This is a genomic window from Pseudomonas palmensis (assembly GCF_049942755.1).
In the GTDB taxonomy this organism is placed as follows: domain Bacteria; phylum Pseudomonadota; class Gammaproteobacteria; order Pseudomonadales; family Pseudomonadaceae; genus Aquipseudomonas; species Aquipseudomonas palmensis.
In genome coordinates this window covers 1461486-1474433 of the sequence record NZ_CP187958.1, presented here as the reverse complement: position 1 = coordinate 1474433, position 12948 = coordinate 1461486, and the positions used below count along the sequence as shown (strand labels likewise).

9 protein-coding genes are annotated in these 12948 nt (G+C 62.7%); 4 read left to right on the top strand and 5 right to left on the bottom strand.

Annotated elements, in window-relative coordinates:
- Window position 1: 1 nt before the first annotated feature.
- A complete protein-coding gene (locus tag ACPRTJ_RS06735) occupies window positions 2-193 on the top strand; it encodes a hypothetical protein (RefSeq protein WP_146095003.1) in 192 nt (63 codons plus the stop codon).
- 602 nt (window positions 194-795) lie between these two features.
- Here ACPRTJ_RS06735 and ACPRTJ_RS06730 read toward each other — a convergent pair.
- From ACPRTJ_RS06730 to ACPRTJ_RS06720, 3 genes are all read right to left on the bottom strand, one after another.
- Window positions 796-1293, bottom strand: coding sequence for a hypothetical protein (locus ACPRTJ_RS06730; protein ID WP_426428432.1), 498 nt, complete (start codon window positions 1291-1293; stop codon window positions 796-798).
- 176 nt (window positions 1294-1469) lie between these two features.
- Window positions 1470-2990 carry a nucleobase:cation symporter-2 family protein gene (locus tag ACPRTJ_RS06725; protein WP_054916569.1) on the bottom strand — a complete coding sequence of 507 codons (1521 nt, stop codon included), beginning with the start codon at window positions 2988-2990 and terminating at the stop codon, window positions 1470-1472.
- A gap of 264 nt (window positions 2991-3254) precedes the next feature.
- Window positions 3255-3620, bottom strand: coding sequence for a PilZ domain-containing protein (locus tag ACPRTJ_RS06720; RefSeq protein WP_058540734.1), 366 nt, complete (start codon window positions 3618-3620; stop codon window positions 3255-3257).
- Between the two features lie 197 nt (window positions 3621-3817).
- On the opposite strand from ACPRTJ_RS06720, the gene ACPRTJ_RS06715 reads away from it, so the two are divergent.
- The 3 genes from ACPRTJ_RS06715 to yjiA all read left to right on the top strand — a co-directional run bounded on the left by ACPRTJ_RS06715 (window position 3818) and on the right by yjiA (window position 7146).
- Window positions 3818-5884, top strand: coding sequence for a carbon starvation CstA family protein (locus ACPRTJ_RS06715; protein ID WP_426428429.1), 2067 nt, complete (start codon window positions 3818-3820; stop codon window positions 5882-5884).
- An 18-nt stretch (window positions 5885-5902) separates the two neighbouring features.
- Window positions 5903-6100 carry a YbdD/YjiX family protein gene (locus ACPRTJ_RS06710; RefSeq protein WP_043860565.1) on the top strand — a complete coding sequence of 66 codons (198 nt, stop codon included), beginning with the start codon at window positions 5903-5905 and terminating at the stop codon, window positions 6098-6100.
- A gap of 62 nt (window positions 6101-6162) precedes the next feature.
- Window positions 6163-7146 (top strand): GTPase, encoded by a 984-nt coding sequence (yjiA, locus tag ACPRTJ_RS06705; RefSeq protein ID WP_162484866.1) that lies wholly within the window; start codon window positions 6163-6165, stop codon window positions 7144-7146.
- 142 nt (window positions 7147-7288) lie between these two features.
- On the opposite strand, the gene glyA is transcribed toward yjiA, so the two are convergent.
- Window positions 7289-8542 carry a serine hydroxymethyltransferase gene (gene glyA / locus ACPRTJ_RS06700; RefSeq protein ID WP_043860563.1) on the bottom strand — a complete coding sequence of 418 codons (1254 nt, stop codon included), beginning with the start codon at window positions 8540-8542 and terminating at the stop codon, window positions 7289-7291.
- Between the two features lie 208 nt (window positions 8543-8750).
- A complete protein-coding gene (locus tag ACPRTJ_RS06695) occupies window positions 8751-12593 on the bottom strand; it encodes a sensor domain-containing protein (RefSeq protein ID WP_426428426.1) in 3843 nt (1280 codons plus the stop codon).
- Window positions 12594-12948: the final 355 nt, after the last annotated feature.

Genomic DNA, 12948 nt, shown 5'->3' with positions numbered 1-12948 from the left:
AATGTACTTCCCGAAAGTGACGATGAATGCCGGTGAGGTCATATTTGATGACTTTACTGTTGGTACACCGAAAGGTTTTATTGGCAATGGTCACGGTGGGGCTGCCGAGTTAGTCGGGCCGCTTAAAAAACTCCTACAACATACCCAATCTCAAGGAGGCAAGACGGTCACTATTAAAGGCTGTTATGCATGAGGAAGGCGCAGCATTAGGGGCTGGAAAAGTGGGAACGGTTCTCTTTTAGTTTTCCCCGCTACCAAAGAAGGTCTTAGAGATTTTTTGAAGAGTCTCAAATAGATGGGTCATCAAAAAAACAGTATGCAAGCATCTTGAAAGTCTTATTGTGTCTGGTTGTGGAGATTGTATGTCTCTCAGTTATGATTTGAGTTTGGGGTGTATTGAATAGGTTTCGATGGCGGCGTTTCAAGGTTTTTTGAAAAGGATATAATTGTAAGTCGTCAGAAAGAAAGCATTGAAGTGTTGTATTCTGGTATTTAGAAAATTACCAGTCGTTTCTCTGCTGCGGTGTTTTCAAAGGCTTCAGTAGTCCAGGGTTTCAATGTTTCAAATCCGTTGGGAATTCATGTTTCGGGAGGGGTTGTGATTATTAATTTGCAACTACTGGTTTATTCTAGGGTGTTAATTGTTTTAAGTGAGTTGTGGCAAAATTCAAAACAATAAAGAGTGAGTCTAGATGCCTCAGCGCCATGTTCACCGAGTAGTCCGACGCAACAGCGCAGCGAAAAGGGGCAGTGACGCGACCCCTCGCACGCTCATGCAGCGCCTAGAAGCACGTATTACTTGAACAGCTTGGTCACTTCAGCCGAGTAAAGAATCGGCAACTCTTTCGTACTGCTCAATACATACTCGCGCACAGTCTGCTGGCGGATTTCAGGGTACTGCTCCATGTAGGTCGGCGAAAACGCCGGTGCCTTCAGGCTGGCCCCGGCAGCGATGAGCGCCCTCGCGCAGTCGGGGTTGTGGGAGCGGGCCGCTTCCAGCAGCGCAGTGCCCAGCGACATCACGCCCTTCTGCGGATAGAACGCATCGAGCGTGCCAGGCTTGTGCAGCAGCGCAATACGCTGGGCAGCCTGTGGGTCGGGAGCATCGTTCAGTGCATACGGGCGCTCGCAGACAAAGTGCAGCGCTGTGGAGTCTGGCGTGGTGACGTGTAAGGGTCGGTGCCGGCGGCAATCAGCAGCTTGATGACCTCCAGATTGCCCACGCCCGGTCAGGGCCGCGTCCAGCAGGCGAGCGGTACGAGGAACAACAGGGTGGCTGGGCATACATGCCATGTGTGCGTCCTTTGAAGGGGTATCGAGGGCGAGGATGATCACAGAGAGACCATGCTTGTGCCGTCAGGCCTTCCCGTCTCGGTGCGCCCACATTCAGTCGCTTTCCGATGGCCAACAGGCACACACAAAAAGGGCCGGTGCACGTGCACCAGCCCTTCCTCATCAACCGAGCACTATCAATGCTCAGCCACCGTCTCTCGCCTCACTATCTGCCCCCCATGCTCATCCTTCTCCAGCAACGGAATCTCCTTGCCCTCGGCATCGAACAGCTTGCCGTCTTCGAAGTAGTCGCCGTCACGCAGCCCGGAAATGTCCGAGTAGTTCAGCGTGCGCTCGGAGGCGGCCACGAACACCGACTGATGATCGGAGTTGCCGGTCTTGAAGTGGTTGAACACCAGGTTCAGCAGAATCGCCATGATCGCCGACGAGCTGATGCCGGAGTGGAAGATGGTCTCGAACCAGTTCGGGAACTGCGCGTAGAAGTTGGGCGCGGCAATCGGGATCATGCCGAAGCCCAGTGAGGCGGCCACGATGATCAGGTTCATGTTGTTGCGGTAGTCCACCTTGGACAGCGTGCGGATACCACTGGCCGCCACGGTGCCGAACAGCACGATCCCCGCGCCACCCAGTACCGAGGTCGGTACGGCGGCAATCACCCGGCCCATGATCGGCAGCAGGCCCAGCACCACCAGGATCACGCCACCGGTAGCCACCACGTAGCGGCTCTTCACCCCGGTCACGGCCACCAGGCCGACGTTCTGGGCGAATGCGCTCTGGGTGAACGAACCGAAGATCGGCGCCAGGATGCTCGAGGCCATGTCGGCACGCAGGCCATCGCCCAGGCGCTTGGAGTCGACCTTGGTGTCGATGATCTCACCTACCGCGAGGATGTCGGCCGAGGTTTCCACCAGGGTCACCATGATCACGATGCACATCGACAGGATGGCCGCGATATGGAAGGTCGGCATGCCGAAGTGGAACGGGGTAGGGAAGGCCACCAGCGGACCTTCGAGCACCTTGCTGAAATCAGCCATGCCCAGCGACCAGGCGATCAGGGTGCCGAACACCATCGCCAGCAGGATCGACAGCCGCGAGATCGCCGCGCTGCCCAGCTTGCTCAGTATCAGCACGATCAGGAAGGTCACCGCCGCCAGGCCGATGTTGGACATGCTGCCGAAGTCCGGTGCCTTGCTGTTGCCGCCCATGACCCAGCGCGCCGCGACCGGCATCAGGGTCAGGCCGATGGTGGTGATCACGATGCCGGTCACCAGTGGCGGGAAGAACTTGGTGATGCGCGAGAACACCGGGGTGATCAGAAACCCGATCAACGAGGCCGCCATCACCGCGCCCAGCACCCCCGGCAGGCCGCCGCCGCCCTCGCTGCTGAGAATCGCGCCCATGGTGGCCACGCCGGCAAACGAAACGCCCTGTACCAGCGGCAACTGGCAACCGAAGAACGGCAGGCCCAGGGTCTGCAGCAGGGTCGCCAGGCCACCGGCAAACAGCGATGCGGCAATCAGCAGGCCGATGTCGGCCGGGCCCAGGCCGGCCGCCTGGCCGAGAATCAGCGGTACCGCGACGATACCGCCGTACATGGTGAGTACGTGTTGCAGCCCGTACGCCAGGTTGGCGCCGAGCCCCAGGTTCTCGTCTTCAGGACGTGATGCCGTGGACGTGTCGGGGGAGGACGTAGTCATGGGAGCAGGTTCTCTGTTTTATTGTTGTGGCGCTACTGTAGACAACTCGTGCCATTCATTGCCAGAACAATTGTATACAATTTTTAGATTGGCACAGGAACAGTCAGGTCATTGGTTTGGGTGCAGGCGTGGATGCAGTTATCGTTCCAACACGCAGCACCAGGCCCGCCAGGGCTGGGTCCGGTGGCATGAACGGCTGTTTGAAAGCTGTCTGGGTGGACAGGAAGGCGGGGCGGGGTCAGGTCGGTAGCGGGCTAAAAGATTTCAAATGTCGATGAGTTGATGGAATTCGCGCTCCAGTTCGGTGCGATCGGCCAGGTTGAGCTCCACCAGGCGGCACAGGTGCTCCAGCGAATCGAGGTCGATGTGCTCGCAGATAAACCCCAGCTGGGTGTCGTCGACATGGCGCAGTTCCACCGTCATGGTGACAAACGCCTCTTCACCCAGGCGTATCTGCGCAGCGAACGGCCGCTCGAGGTCGGCGTCCCAGGCCTTGGGCGCCTCGATCAGCAGGCCCTTGAGCGACAGGTCGAGCAGGTTGACCGGCCAGCGTCGTTCGCCCTGGAGCAGTTCGGTCGGTGCATCGAAGGGTATGCGCTGGAAGCGCCGGCGTTCTGGGTGATCGCTCATGGTGGAGGCCCTTTGCAGTAGAACCTGGCTGGAACCTGACTGACTATAGCTCAGGGCTTGCCAGCATGATCGCGAACGCGCATAACGAGACTGTGGGCGGGGCTGCAGGCTCTAGACCAAAGCAAGTATGGCAATGCGCCAAGACTCGCCCTAGACTCGATGGGCGGTCTTTCATATCCACTAGCTGGAAGCAAACCATGAACAACAATAATAGCCTGCTACGCCATATACCATGGCTGCTGCTGGCAGTCCTGGGGGCCTGTGCGCTGGGTGTGGTTGCCCTGCGCCGTGGCGAAGCGATCAACGCCTTGTGGATTGTGGTTGCCTCGGTAGCCCTCTACCTGGTCGCCTACCGTTACTACAGTCTGTTCATCGCCACCAAGGTGATGCAGCTGGACCCGCGCCGGGCCACCCCGGCGGTGCTCAACAACGATGGTCTGGACTACGTGCCGACCAACAAGCACATCCTGTTCGGTCACCACTTCGCGGCCATCGCCGGCGCTGGCCCGCTGGTGGGCCCGGTACTGGCTGCGCAGATGGGCTATCTGCCCGGTACGCTCTGGCTGATCGCCGGCGTGGTACTGGCCGGTGCAGTGCAGGACTTCATGATCCTGTTCCTGTCCACCCGCCGCAACGGTCGCTCGCTGGGCGACATGGTGCGTGAGGAAATGGGCCGCATTCCCGGCACCATCGCCCTGTTCGGCTGCTTCCTGATCATGATCATCATCCTTGCGGTGCTGGCGCTGATCGTGGTCAAGGCCCTGGCCGAAAGCCCATGGGGCATGTTCACGGTGATGGCGACCATCCCCATCGCGATGTTCATGGGCGTGTACATGCGTTATATCCGCCCGGGCCGCATCGGCGAGATCTCGCTGATCGGTGTGGTGCTGCTGTTGCTGTCCATCTGGCTGGGGGGCCTGGTGGCCGCCGATCCGGTGTGGGGCCCGGCGTTCACCTTCACCGGCGTGCAGATCACCTGGATGCTTGTGGGCTATGGCTTCGTCGCCGCCGTGCTGCCGGTATGGCTGGTGCTGGCGCCGCGTGACTACCTCTCCACCTTCCTCAAGATCGGTACCATCATTGCCCTGGCCATCGGCATCCTGGTGCTGGCGCCCGAGCTGAAGATGCCGGCGCTGACCCAGTTCACCGACGGCACCGGCCCGGTGTGGAAGGGCACCCTGTTCCCGTTCCTGTTCATTACCATCGCCTGTGGCGCGGTATCGGGCTTCCATGCGCTGATCTCCTCGGGCACCACGCCCAAGCTGCTGGACAACGAAGTCAACGCCCGCTACATCGGCTATGGCGGCATGCTGATGGAGTCATTCGTCGCGATCATGGCCATGGTTGCCGCCTCGGTGATCGAGCCGGGCGTGTACTTCGCCATGAACAGCCCGGCCGCGGTGGTCGGTGCCGACGTGGTGTCGGTGGCGCAGACAGTCAGCAGTTGGGGCTTTGCCATCACCCCCGAGCAGCTCGAGGCGGTCGCCCGGGACATCGGCGAGCACACCGTGCTGGCCCGTGCCGGTGGTGCGCCGACCCTGGCGGTGGGCATCGCGCAGATCCTGCACCAGGTACTGCCGGGTGAAAACACCATGGCGTTCTGGTACCACTTCGCGATCCTGTTCGAAGCCCTGTTCATCCTCACTGCGGTAGACGCCGGTACGCGTGCCGGGCGCTTCATGCTGCAGGACCTGCTGGGCTCGTTCGTGCCGGCGCTCAAGCGCACCGAGTTGTGGGGCGCCAACCTGCTCGCCACCGCCGGCTGTGTGGCGTTGTGGGGCTACCTGCTGTACCAGGGCGTGATCGACCCGCTGGGTGGCATCAACACCTTGTGGCCGCTGTTCGGCATCTCCAACCAGATGCTGGCCGGTATCGCGCTGATGCTCGGCACCGTGGTGCTGATCAAGATGAAGCGCCAGCAGTACATGTGGGTCACCCTGGTGCCGGCGGTATGGCTGCTGATCTGCACCACCACCGCAGGCTTCATCAAGCTGTTCGACCCGAACCCGGCGGTGGGCTTCCTGGCCCTGGCCAACAAGTACAGCGCGGCGCTGGACGCCGGTCAGGTACTGGCCCCGGCCAAGGACATCGCGCAGATGCAGCACGTGATCTTCAACGCGTACACCAACGCGACGCTGACCGCGCTGTTCCTGTTCGTGGTGTTCAGCATCCTGTTCTTCGCGCTCAAGGTCGGTATCCGCGCCTTGAACAAGAAAGAACGTACCGACAAGGAATCGCCGTTCCAGGCCTTGCCGGACGCGTAAACCAAGAGGATTGCAGACATGTTCAACGATCTCGGTCGACTGGGTAAGTACCTGGGGCAGGCAGCCCGCCTGATGGTCGGCATGCCCGACTACGACAATTACGTCGAGCATATGCAAACCCGGCACCCCGACCTGCCGCCGATGACCTACGAGGAGTTCTTCCGGGAACGCCAGGAGGCGCGTTACGGCGGCAAGGGCGGGCCCAAGTGCTGTTGAAAGACGGCACCGCCCGCGTGTGACAAACCTGTGGGAGCCCGGGCAGCCGGGCTCCCACAGTCATTTCAGTGTTCAGGAGATTTTCCGTGCAACCCATTCCCGTCACCGTGCTCAGCGGTTTTCTGGGGGCCGGCAAGACCACCTTGCTGCGCCACCTGCTCAAGGCCGAGCACGGCCTGAAAATCGCCGTGATCGAAAACGAGTTCAGCGACGCCGGCATCGACACCCAACTGCTGGGCGACGAACCGGTGCAGGTCATGACCCTGGCCAACGGCTGCGTGTGCTGCACCATCCACACCGACCTGACCAAGGCGCTGTTCCTGCTGCTGGAGCGTCTGGACAGCGGCGAAATCGCCTTCGACCGGCTGGTGATCGAGTGCACCGGCCTGGCCGACCCGGCACCGGTGGCGCAGACCTTCTTCATCGACGAAGAGCTGCGCGAGCGCTACATCCTCGACGGCATCATCACCCTGGTGGATGCCGCGCATGCCGACCTGCACCTGACCCAGACCATCGCCCAGGCCCAGGTCGGGTTTGCCGATCGCCTGCTGGTGAGCAAGACCGACCTGGTCGATGCGGCCGCGTTCGAGGCTTTGAGCCAGCGCCTGGCGCGGATCAACCGACGTGCGCCGATCCGTGTGGTGGACAACGGCAGGATCGACCTGGCCGAGATGCTGGATGTGCGCGGGTTCAACCTCAACGCCAGCCTCAACCTGCGGCCTGTTGTGGCGGCGGGCAACAGCCTGGACCGGATCTCCAGCATGGTGCTGCGTACCGATGTGCCGCTGGATATCGACCGGCTGAGCGAGTTCATGAACCAATTGCTGGAGGCGCATGGCAAGCAGCTGTTGCGCTACAAGGGCGTGTTGAACATTGCTGGCGAGGATCGGCGGCTGGTGTTTCAGGGCGTGCTGAAGCTGTATGGCTTCGACTGGGATACCGAGTGGGCCGAAGGTGAACAGCGCGAGAGTGTGATGGTGTTCATTGCCGATGACCTGCCCGAGGCGAAGATTCGCGAGGGGTTCGAGGCCTTGGGTCGCCCCTGAGGGCCCATCGCGGGTCAAGCCCGCTCCCACAGGTTTACTACCCATCTGGAGGGCTATGAAATCCTGTGGGAGCGGGCTTGACCCGCGATGCCACAAAAAAGCCCGGCTGGGAGCCGGGCTTTTTCACATCAGGTACCTGCGATCAGTTGCCGTACACCGGCAGCTTGGCGCAGATGGCCTTGACCTTCTCGCGAACGGCGTCGATCACCGCTTCGTTGTTCAGGTCGTCCAGGATGTCGCAGATCCAGCCCGCCAGTTCCTTGCACTCTGCTTCCTTGAAGCCGCGAGTGGTCACGGCCGGGGTGCCGAAGCGCAGGCCGGAAGTGACGAACGGGGAGCGTGGGTCGTTTGGCACGGAGTTCTTGTTGACGGTGATGAAGGCTTTGCCCAGGGCAGCGTCTGCGTCCTTGCCGGAGATTTCCTGCTTGATCAGCGACAGCAGGAACAGGTGGTTTTCAGTACCGCCCGACACCACGTCGAAGCCGCGCTCGATGAACACGCCGGCCATGGCCTGGGCGTTCTTCACCACTTGCTGCTGGTAGGCCTTGAACTCAGGCTGCAGCGCTTCCTTGAAGCAGATCGCCTTGGCCGCGATCACGTGCTCCAGCGGGCCGCCCTGGGCACCCGGGAATACGGCGGAGTTCAGCTTCTTCTCGATGTCGGCGTTGGCACGGGCCAGGATCAGGCCGCCACGTGGACCGCGCAGGGTCTTGTGGGTGGTGGTGGTGACCACGTCGGCGAACGGCACCGGGTTCGGGTACACGCCAGCGGCGACCAGGCCAGCCACGTGGGCCATGTCGACGAACAGGTAGGCACCGACCTTGTCGGCGATTTCGCGGAAGCGCGGGAAGTCCAGCACCTGCGAGTAGGCCGAGAAACCGGCCACGATCATTTTCGGCTTGTGCTCGACCGCCAGGCGCTCGACTTCGTCGTAGTCGATCAGGCCGTTGGCGTCGATGCCGTACTGGATGGCGTTGTACAGCTTGCCCGAGGACGACACGGCCGCGCCGTGGGTCAGGTGGCCGCCGTGGGCCAGGCTCATGCCCAGGATGGTGTCACCGGCCGACAGCAGGGCCAGGTAGACGGCAGCGTTGGCCTGGGAACCGGCGTGCGGCTGCACGTTGGCGTAGTCGGCGCCGAACAGCTGCTTGGCGCGGTCGATGGCCAGTTGCTCGACCACGTCGACGTATTCGCAGCCACCGTAGTAGCGCTTGCCCGGGTAGCCTTCGGCGTACTTGTTGGTCAGTACCGAGCCTTGAGCTTCCATCACCGCAGGGCTGGTGTAGTTTTCCGAAGCGATCAGCTCAATGTGCTCTTCCTGGCGCTGAGCTTCTTGCTCCATGGCGGCAAAGAGATCGGCGTCGTACTTGGCAATGGTCAAATCACGGCTGAACATGGCGGTCCTCAAGGATCGTGCTGAAATAGGCGGGCATTCTACCTCATCGGCTTTTGTCTGGCATATGAAAGGGCATCATGTCGCAGACAAGCGGGGCTCATTCAGGCTCGGTGTGAACTTATCGCGGGTCAAGCCCGCTCCCACAGGTCTGGTATCCGCTCTCGGGGGCCGAGAACATCCTGTGGGAGCGGGCTTGACCCGCGATGCGTCATTCGAACATGAACAACGTTTCGTTGCTGAATTGCGCCTCGAACTGGTTGGCCGGCATCGGCCGCCCGAACAGGTAGCCCTGCACCTCGTCGCAGCCGTGCTCGCGCAGAAACTCCAGTTGCTCATGGGTCTCCACACCCTCGGCGATCACCGCCAGGTTCAGGCTGTGGGCCATGGCGATGATGGCGCGGGCGATCTGCGCATCCTGCTCGCCCTCGGGCAGACCGTCGACGAAGGTGCGGTCGATCTTGAGCACGTCGATGGGGAACTGCTTGAGGTAGTTGAGCGACGAGTAGCCGGTGCCGAAGTCGTCCACCGCAATGCTCAGCCCCAGATTCTTCAGGCTGTCGAGGATCACCATCGCCTCGTTGACCTCGCGCATCAGGATGCTTTCGGTCAGTTCCAGCTCCAGGCACGCCGGCGGCAGCCCGGTATCGGCCAGGATGGTGGCGATGCGCGTGCCCAGTTGGCCATCGGAGAACTGGCGCGCCGAAATGTTCACCGACACCTTGGGCACTCGCACCTTGGCCTGGTGCCAGGCCTTGAGCTGGCGGCAGGCTTCGCTGATGACCCAGTCGCCCACGTCCACCACCAGCCCCAGTTCCTCGATCACCGGGATGAAGTCGCCCGGCGGCACCAGCCCGCGGCGCGGGTGGCGCCAGCGCAGCAGGGCCTCGGCACCGGTCAGGCGCTTGCCGTCGCCGCTGAACTGCGGCTGATAGTAGAGGATGAACTCGTTCTGCTCCAGCGCATGACGCAGGTCGCTTTCCAGCTCCAGGCGCTCCAGCGCACTGGCGTTCATGTCGGCCTGGTAGAACTGGAAGTTGTTCTTGCCGCGCTCCTTGGCGTGGTACATCGCGGTGTCGGCGTTCTTCATCAGCTGGCTCAGCTCGCTGCCGTCCTGCGGGCTGAGGGCGATGCCGATGCTGGCAGTGACGAAGAACTCGCGGTTCTCCAGCACGAACGGTCGCACCAGGCTGCCCAGGATCTGCTCGGCCACGTGGATCGCGCGGTTGAGCGCGATTTCGCGGGTGGCCTTGGGTTGCAGCAGCAAGGTGAATTCGTCGCCGCCCATGCGTGCCACGGTGTCGTCGTCGTGTACGCAGTCGAGCAGGCGTTCGGCCATGTCCTTGAGCATGCGATCGCCCGCGGCATGCCCCAGGGAGTCGTTGATCGGCTTGAAACGGTCCAGGTCCAGGAACATCAGCACCACCCAGGCCTTCTGCCGCTCGGCCTGCTGCAGCGCGGTGTGCAGGCGGTCCTGGAACAGCGTGCGGTTGGGCAGGTGGGTCAGGGCATCGTAGTAGGCCAGGCGGTGAATGCGCTGTTCGCTGGCCTTGCGCTCGCTGATGTCGGTGAAGAAGCACACGTAGCTGGCCAGGTCACCCTCGTCGTCGAGTACCGCGGTGATGCCGACCCACGCCGGGTAGTGCTCGCCGCTGCGGCGCTTGAGCCAGACCTCGCCTTCCCAGGTGCCGCGCTGGTGCAGTTGCTTGAGCACGTAGTTGAGGTGGGCTTCCTGCTGTTCGTCGACGGTGAGCAGGCTCGGCAACTGGTCGAGCACGTCGCTCACCGCGTAGCCGCTGACCCGGCTGAAGGCTTCGTTGGCCTGCACGATGTAGCCGGCCGGGTCGGTGATCAGGATCGCCGAGGTGGAATGCTCGAACACCGTGGCGGCCATGCGCAGGTCTTTCTCGGCGCGGCGTTGCTGGCTGATGTCGCGGCCGACGCCCAGGATGCCCTCGAAATGGTTGTGCTCGTCCCACACCAGTACCACGCGCAGCTCGATCGGGATCTTGCGGCCGTCGGCGCGCAGACAGTCGAACAGGAACAGCTGGGTGGTCACCTCGGTGCGCAGGCGCTCCAGCGCGGCGGGTTCCTCGAGGGCCCGCTTGACCCGTTCGAACAGGGTGAACACGCCGGTCAGCTGCGCCGGGTTGGCAATGGTCGACTGCCAGCCGTTGGCGAAGATCCACGGCACGTCGTAGCCCAGTACCGTCTGCACCGAAGGGCTGACGTAGTTGAGCTGCAACTGCGGGTCGGTGGAGAAGATCACGTCGCTGATGCTCTCGGCGAGCATGCGGTAGCGCTGCTCGCTGTCGCGCAGCGACTCGCTCGCCTCGATCTGGTCGGTGACGTCCTTGCCCACCCCGATGATGCGCAGCACCGTACCGTCAGGGTCGCGGGTCAGGGCCTGTTCGCGAATGTCGTAGCGCCGCCAGCTCTGGTCGTGGTGAAGAAAACGCAGTTGGCAATGCAACTGCTCCACATAGCCGCTCTGGCGCTGCTGCTGGCGCATCTGGCGAAACAGCTCGGCGTCCTGCGGGTGCAGCAGCACCTCCCAGAAGTACTCGCCCATCTGCGCCAGCTCGCTGCGCGAATAGCCCAGGGTCTGGCCCAGGTGGCGGTTGCTGAAGATCATGCGCAGGCTGTGCACATCCTGCACGTACAGCTGGTCGGGCACGGTGCGCACCACGTCCGACCAGAAGCTTTCGCGCTCCAGCAGCGACAGCTCCACGCGCTTGCGGCTGGTGATATCGCTGATGCTCAGGATCACGGCCTGGTAGTCACGCCGTGCCTGGGGGAAGCGCACCATCAGCCACAGGTGCTGGTCCTGGCCCTGGGGGTCGCTGAGCCGCACTTCCAGCTCCAGCAGGCGCAGGTCCTGCACCACTGCCTCGACCAACTGCATGCCCACCCCGTCGGCGCCCGGCGAGTGGCCTTCGATCAGGCGCTGCCAGGCGCTCTCGCAGCAGCCGGCGCCCAGCAGTTGCAGGGCCACCTGATTGACTTCAGTAACCTTCAGCTCGCCCAGCAGGCTGTGGCGCAGCGATACATCCCGGGCCAGGCGCTGGGCCAGCTCGGCTGTGCTGCGCAGGCGCAGGCGTTCCAGCAGTTCGGTCAGCCCCGACAGGTCGAGTACGCACAAGGCCACGCCCGTGCCTTCGAAGATGTCCTGATAGCGTCGCCGACCTTCCTGCAGGGCGCGGTGGCGGCGGCGCATGCTGATCAGCGCCAGCAGCGGGATCAGCGCGCACACCAGGCCCAGCACGCACTTGCCGATCAAGGCCGGCAGCAGTTGCTGGCGGCTGTGGGCGGCATCGAACAGGCCGCGCAGTTGCCAGTCGCTGTTGTCCAGGTACGCCAGCAGCACGCTTTGCGGCGGCTCGATGCTGGCGTCGCGCGCATCGAGCGGCGGCGCGTGGCGATCGATGACCTGGGCCGTGCGACTGTTTTCCAGCAGCCACAGCGGTGGCGCGGCGTGATCCAGGGGTTGGCTCAGTTGCTGGTAGTACTCCGGGGCCAGGCGCAGCAGCCAATAGCCACGGGTGTCGCTGTCGGGGTGCTGCAGCAGCAGGTAGACCAGGCTGTTGTCGTCGCTGTTGCTGAAGTAGTACGGGCGCTCCTGGCCCAGGTGCAGCAGCTCCTGGAGCGCCTTGCGGTCGGCACTGATGCCCGCGCTGTCGCGCAGCAACGCGCCCTGGGCGTCCACCCACACCAGGCTGCGCAGGGCGGGCAGGCGTGCGTGCAGGTGTTCGAGCAGCGGCGGCAGGTCGGTGACGGCCGGTGCGGCAGGGTAGGGTTGCAGCAGGGTGAGGGCTTTTTGCGCGTTCAATGCCAGGCTCAGGTTGAGCTGGCTGGCCAGTTCGGCACTTGCATCCAGGCTCTGCTGGCGGCGATCGGCCTGGGTATGGCGGAACTGTTCGAACACCTGCCAGAACAGCAGCGCGAGCAACAGCAGCACCAGGATGGCCAACGCGCCTTTGAGCGAGCCACGCAAGGGCGAACCGGACGCACTCGTGGCTTTGCGCGGGGATGAAGGCTGAGTCAGATTGGTCAAACGCTGTTCCTGCGTGAGGCTGTGGCAGGTGATCGCTACGCAGCGACAAGCGGCGCAGTGTGCGGTAGTCCTGTCGCATCCCGGTTCCAGGCGCGCACTATAAGCTGCACGCCCGAAGGGCGGCTAGCATGCCTTGAAGTGTGGCAAAGTGCCAGTCCTGTTCGTCAGCGGAATGGTTTCCTGCTTTTTGATACAAATTGCACACGCTGTGTTGATTGCAATGTGCCATTTCCCTATCTAGGATGTGCCCCCTCACTTAAGGCAGCGAACCCACGGATGGGTGTTTGACGCTGTTTTGGTAGGCCCCGTGCCGCCTGGGCTTTTTCGGCCGGCGCGGGGCCTGCAGTCCAACTAC

Excerpts from the sequence above, each read along its gene's own strand:
- ACPRTJ_RS06730 (WP_426428432.1), bottom strand. The coding sequence starts at position 1,293 with ATGGCATGTATGCCCAGCCACCCTGTTGTTCCTCGTACCGCTCGCCTG.
- ACPRTJ_RS06735 (WP_146095003.1), top strand. The coding sequence starts at position 2 with ATGTACTTCCCGAAAGTGACGATGAATGCCGGTGAGGTCATATTTGAT.
- glyA (WP_043860563.1), bottom strand. The coding sequence starts at position 8,542 with ATGTTCAGCCGTGATTTGACCATTGCCAAGTACGACGCCGATCTCTTT.
- ACPRTJ_RS06720 (WP_058540734.1), bottom strand. The coding sequence starts at position 3,620 with ATGAGCGATCACCCAGAACGCCGGCGCTTCCAGCGCATACCCTTCGAT.
- ACPRTJ_RS06725 (WP_054916569.1), bottom strand. The coding sequence starts at position 2,990 with ATGACTACGTCCTCCCCCGACACGTCCACGGCATCACGTCCTGAAGAC.
- ACPRTJ_RS06710 (WP_043860565.1), top strand. The coding sequence starts at position 5,903 with ATGTTCAACGATCTCGGTCGACTGGGTAAGTACCTGGGGCAGGCAGCC.
- ACPRTJ_RS06715 (WP_426428429.1), top strand. The coding sequence starts at position 3,818 with ATGAACAACAATAATAGCCTGCTACGCCATATACCATGGCTGCTGCTG.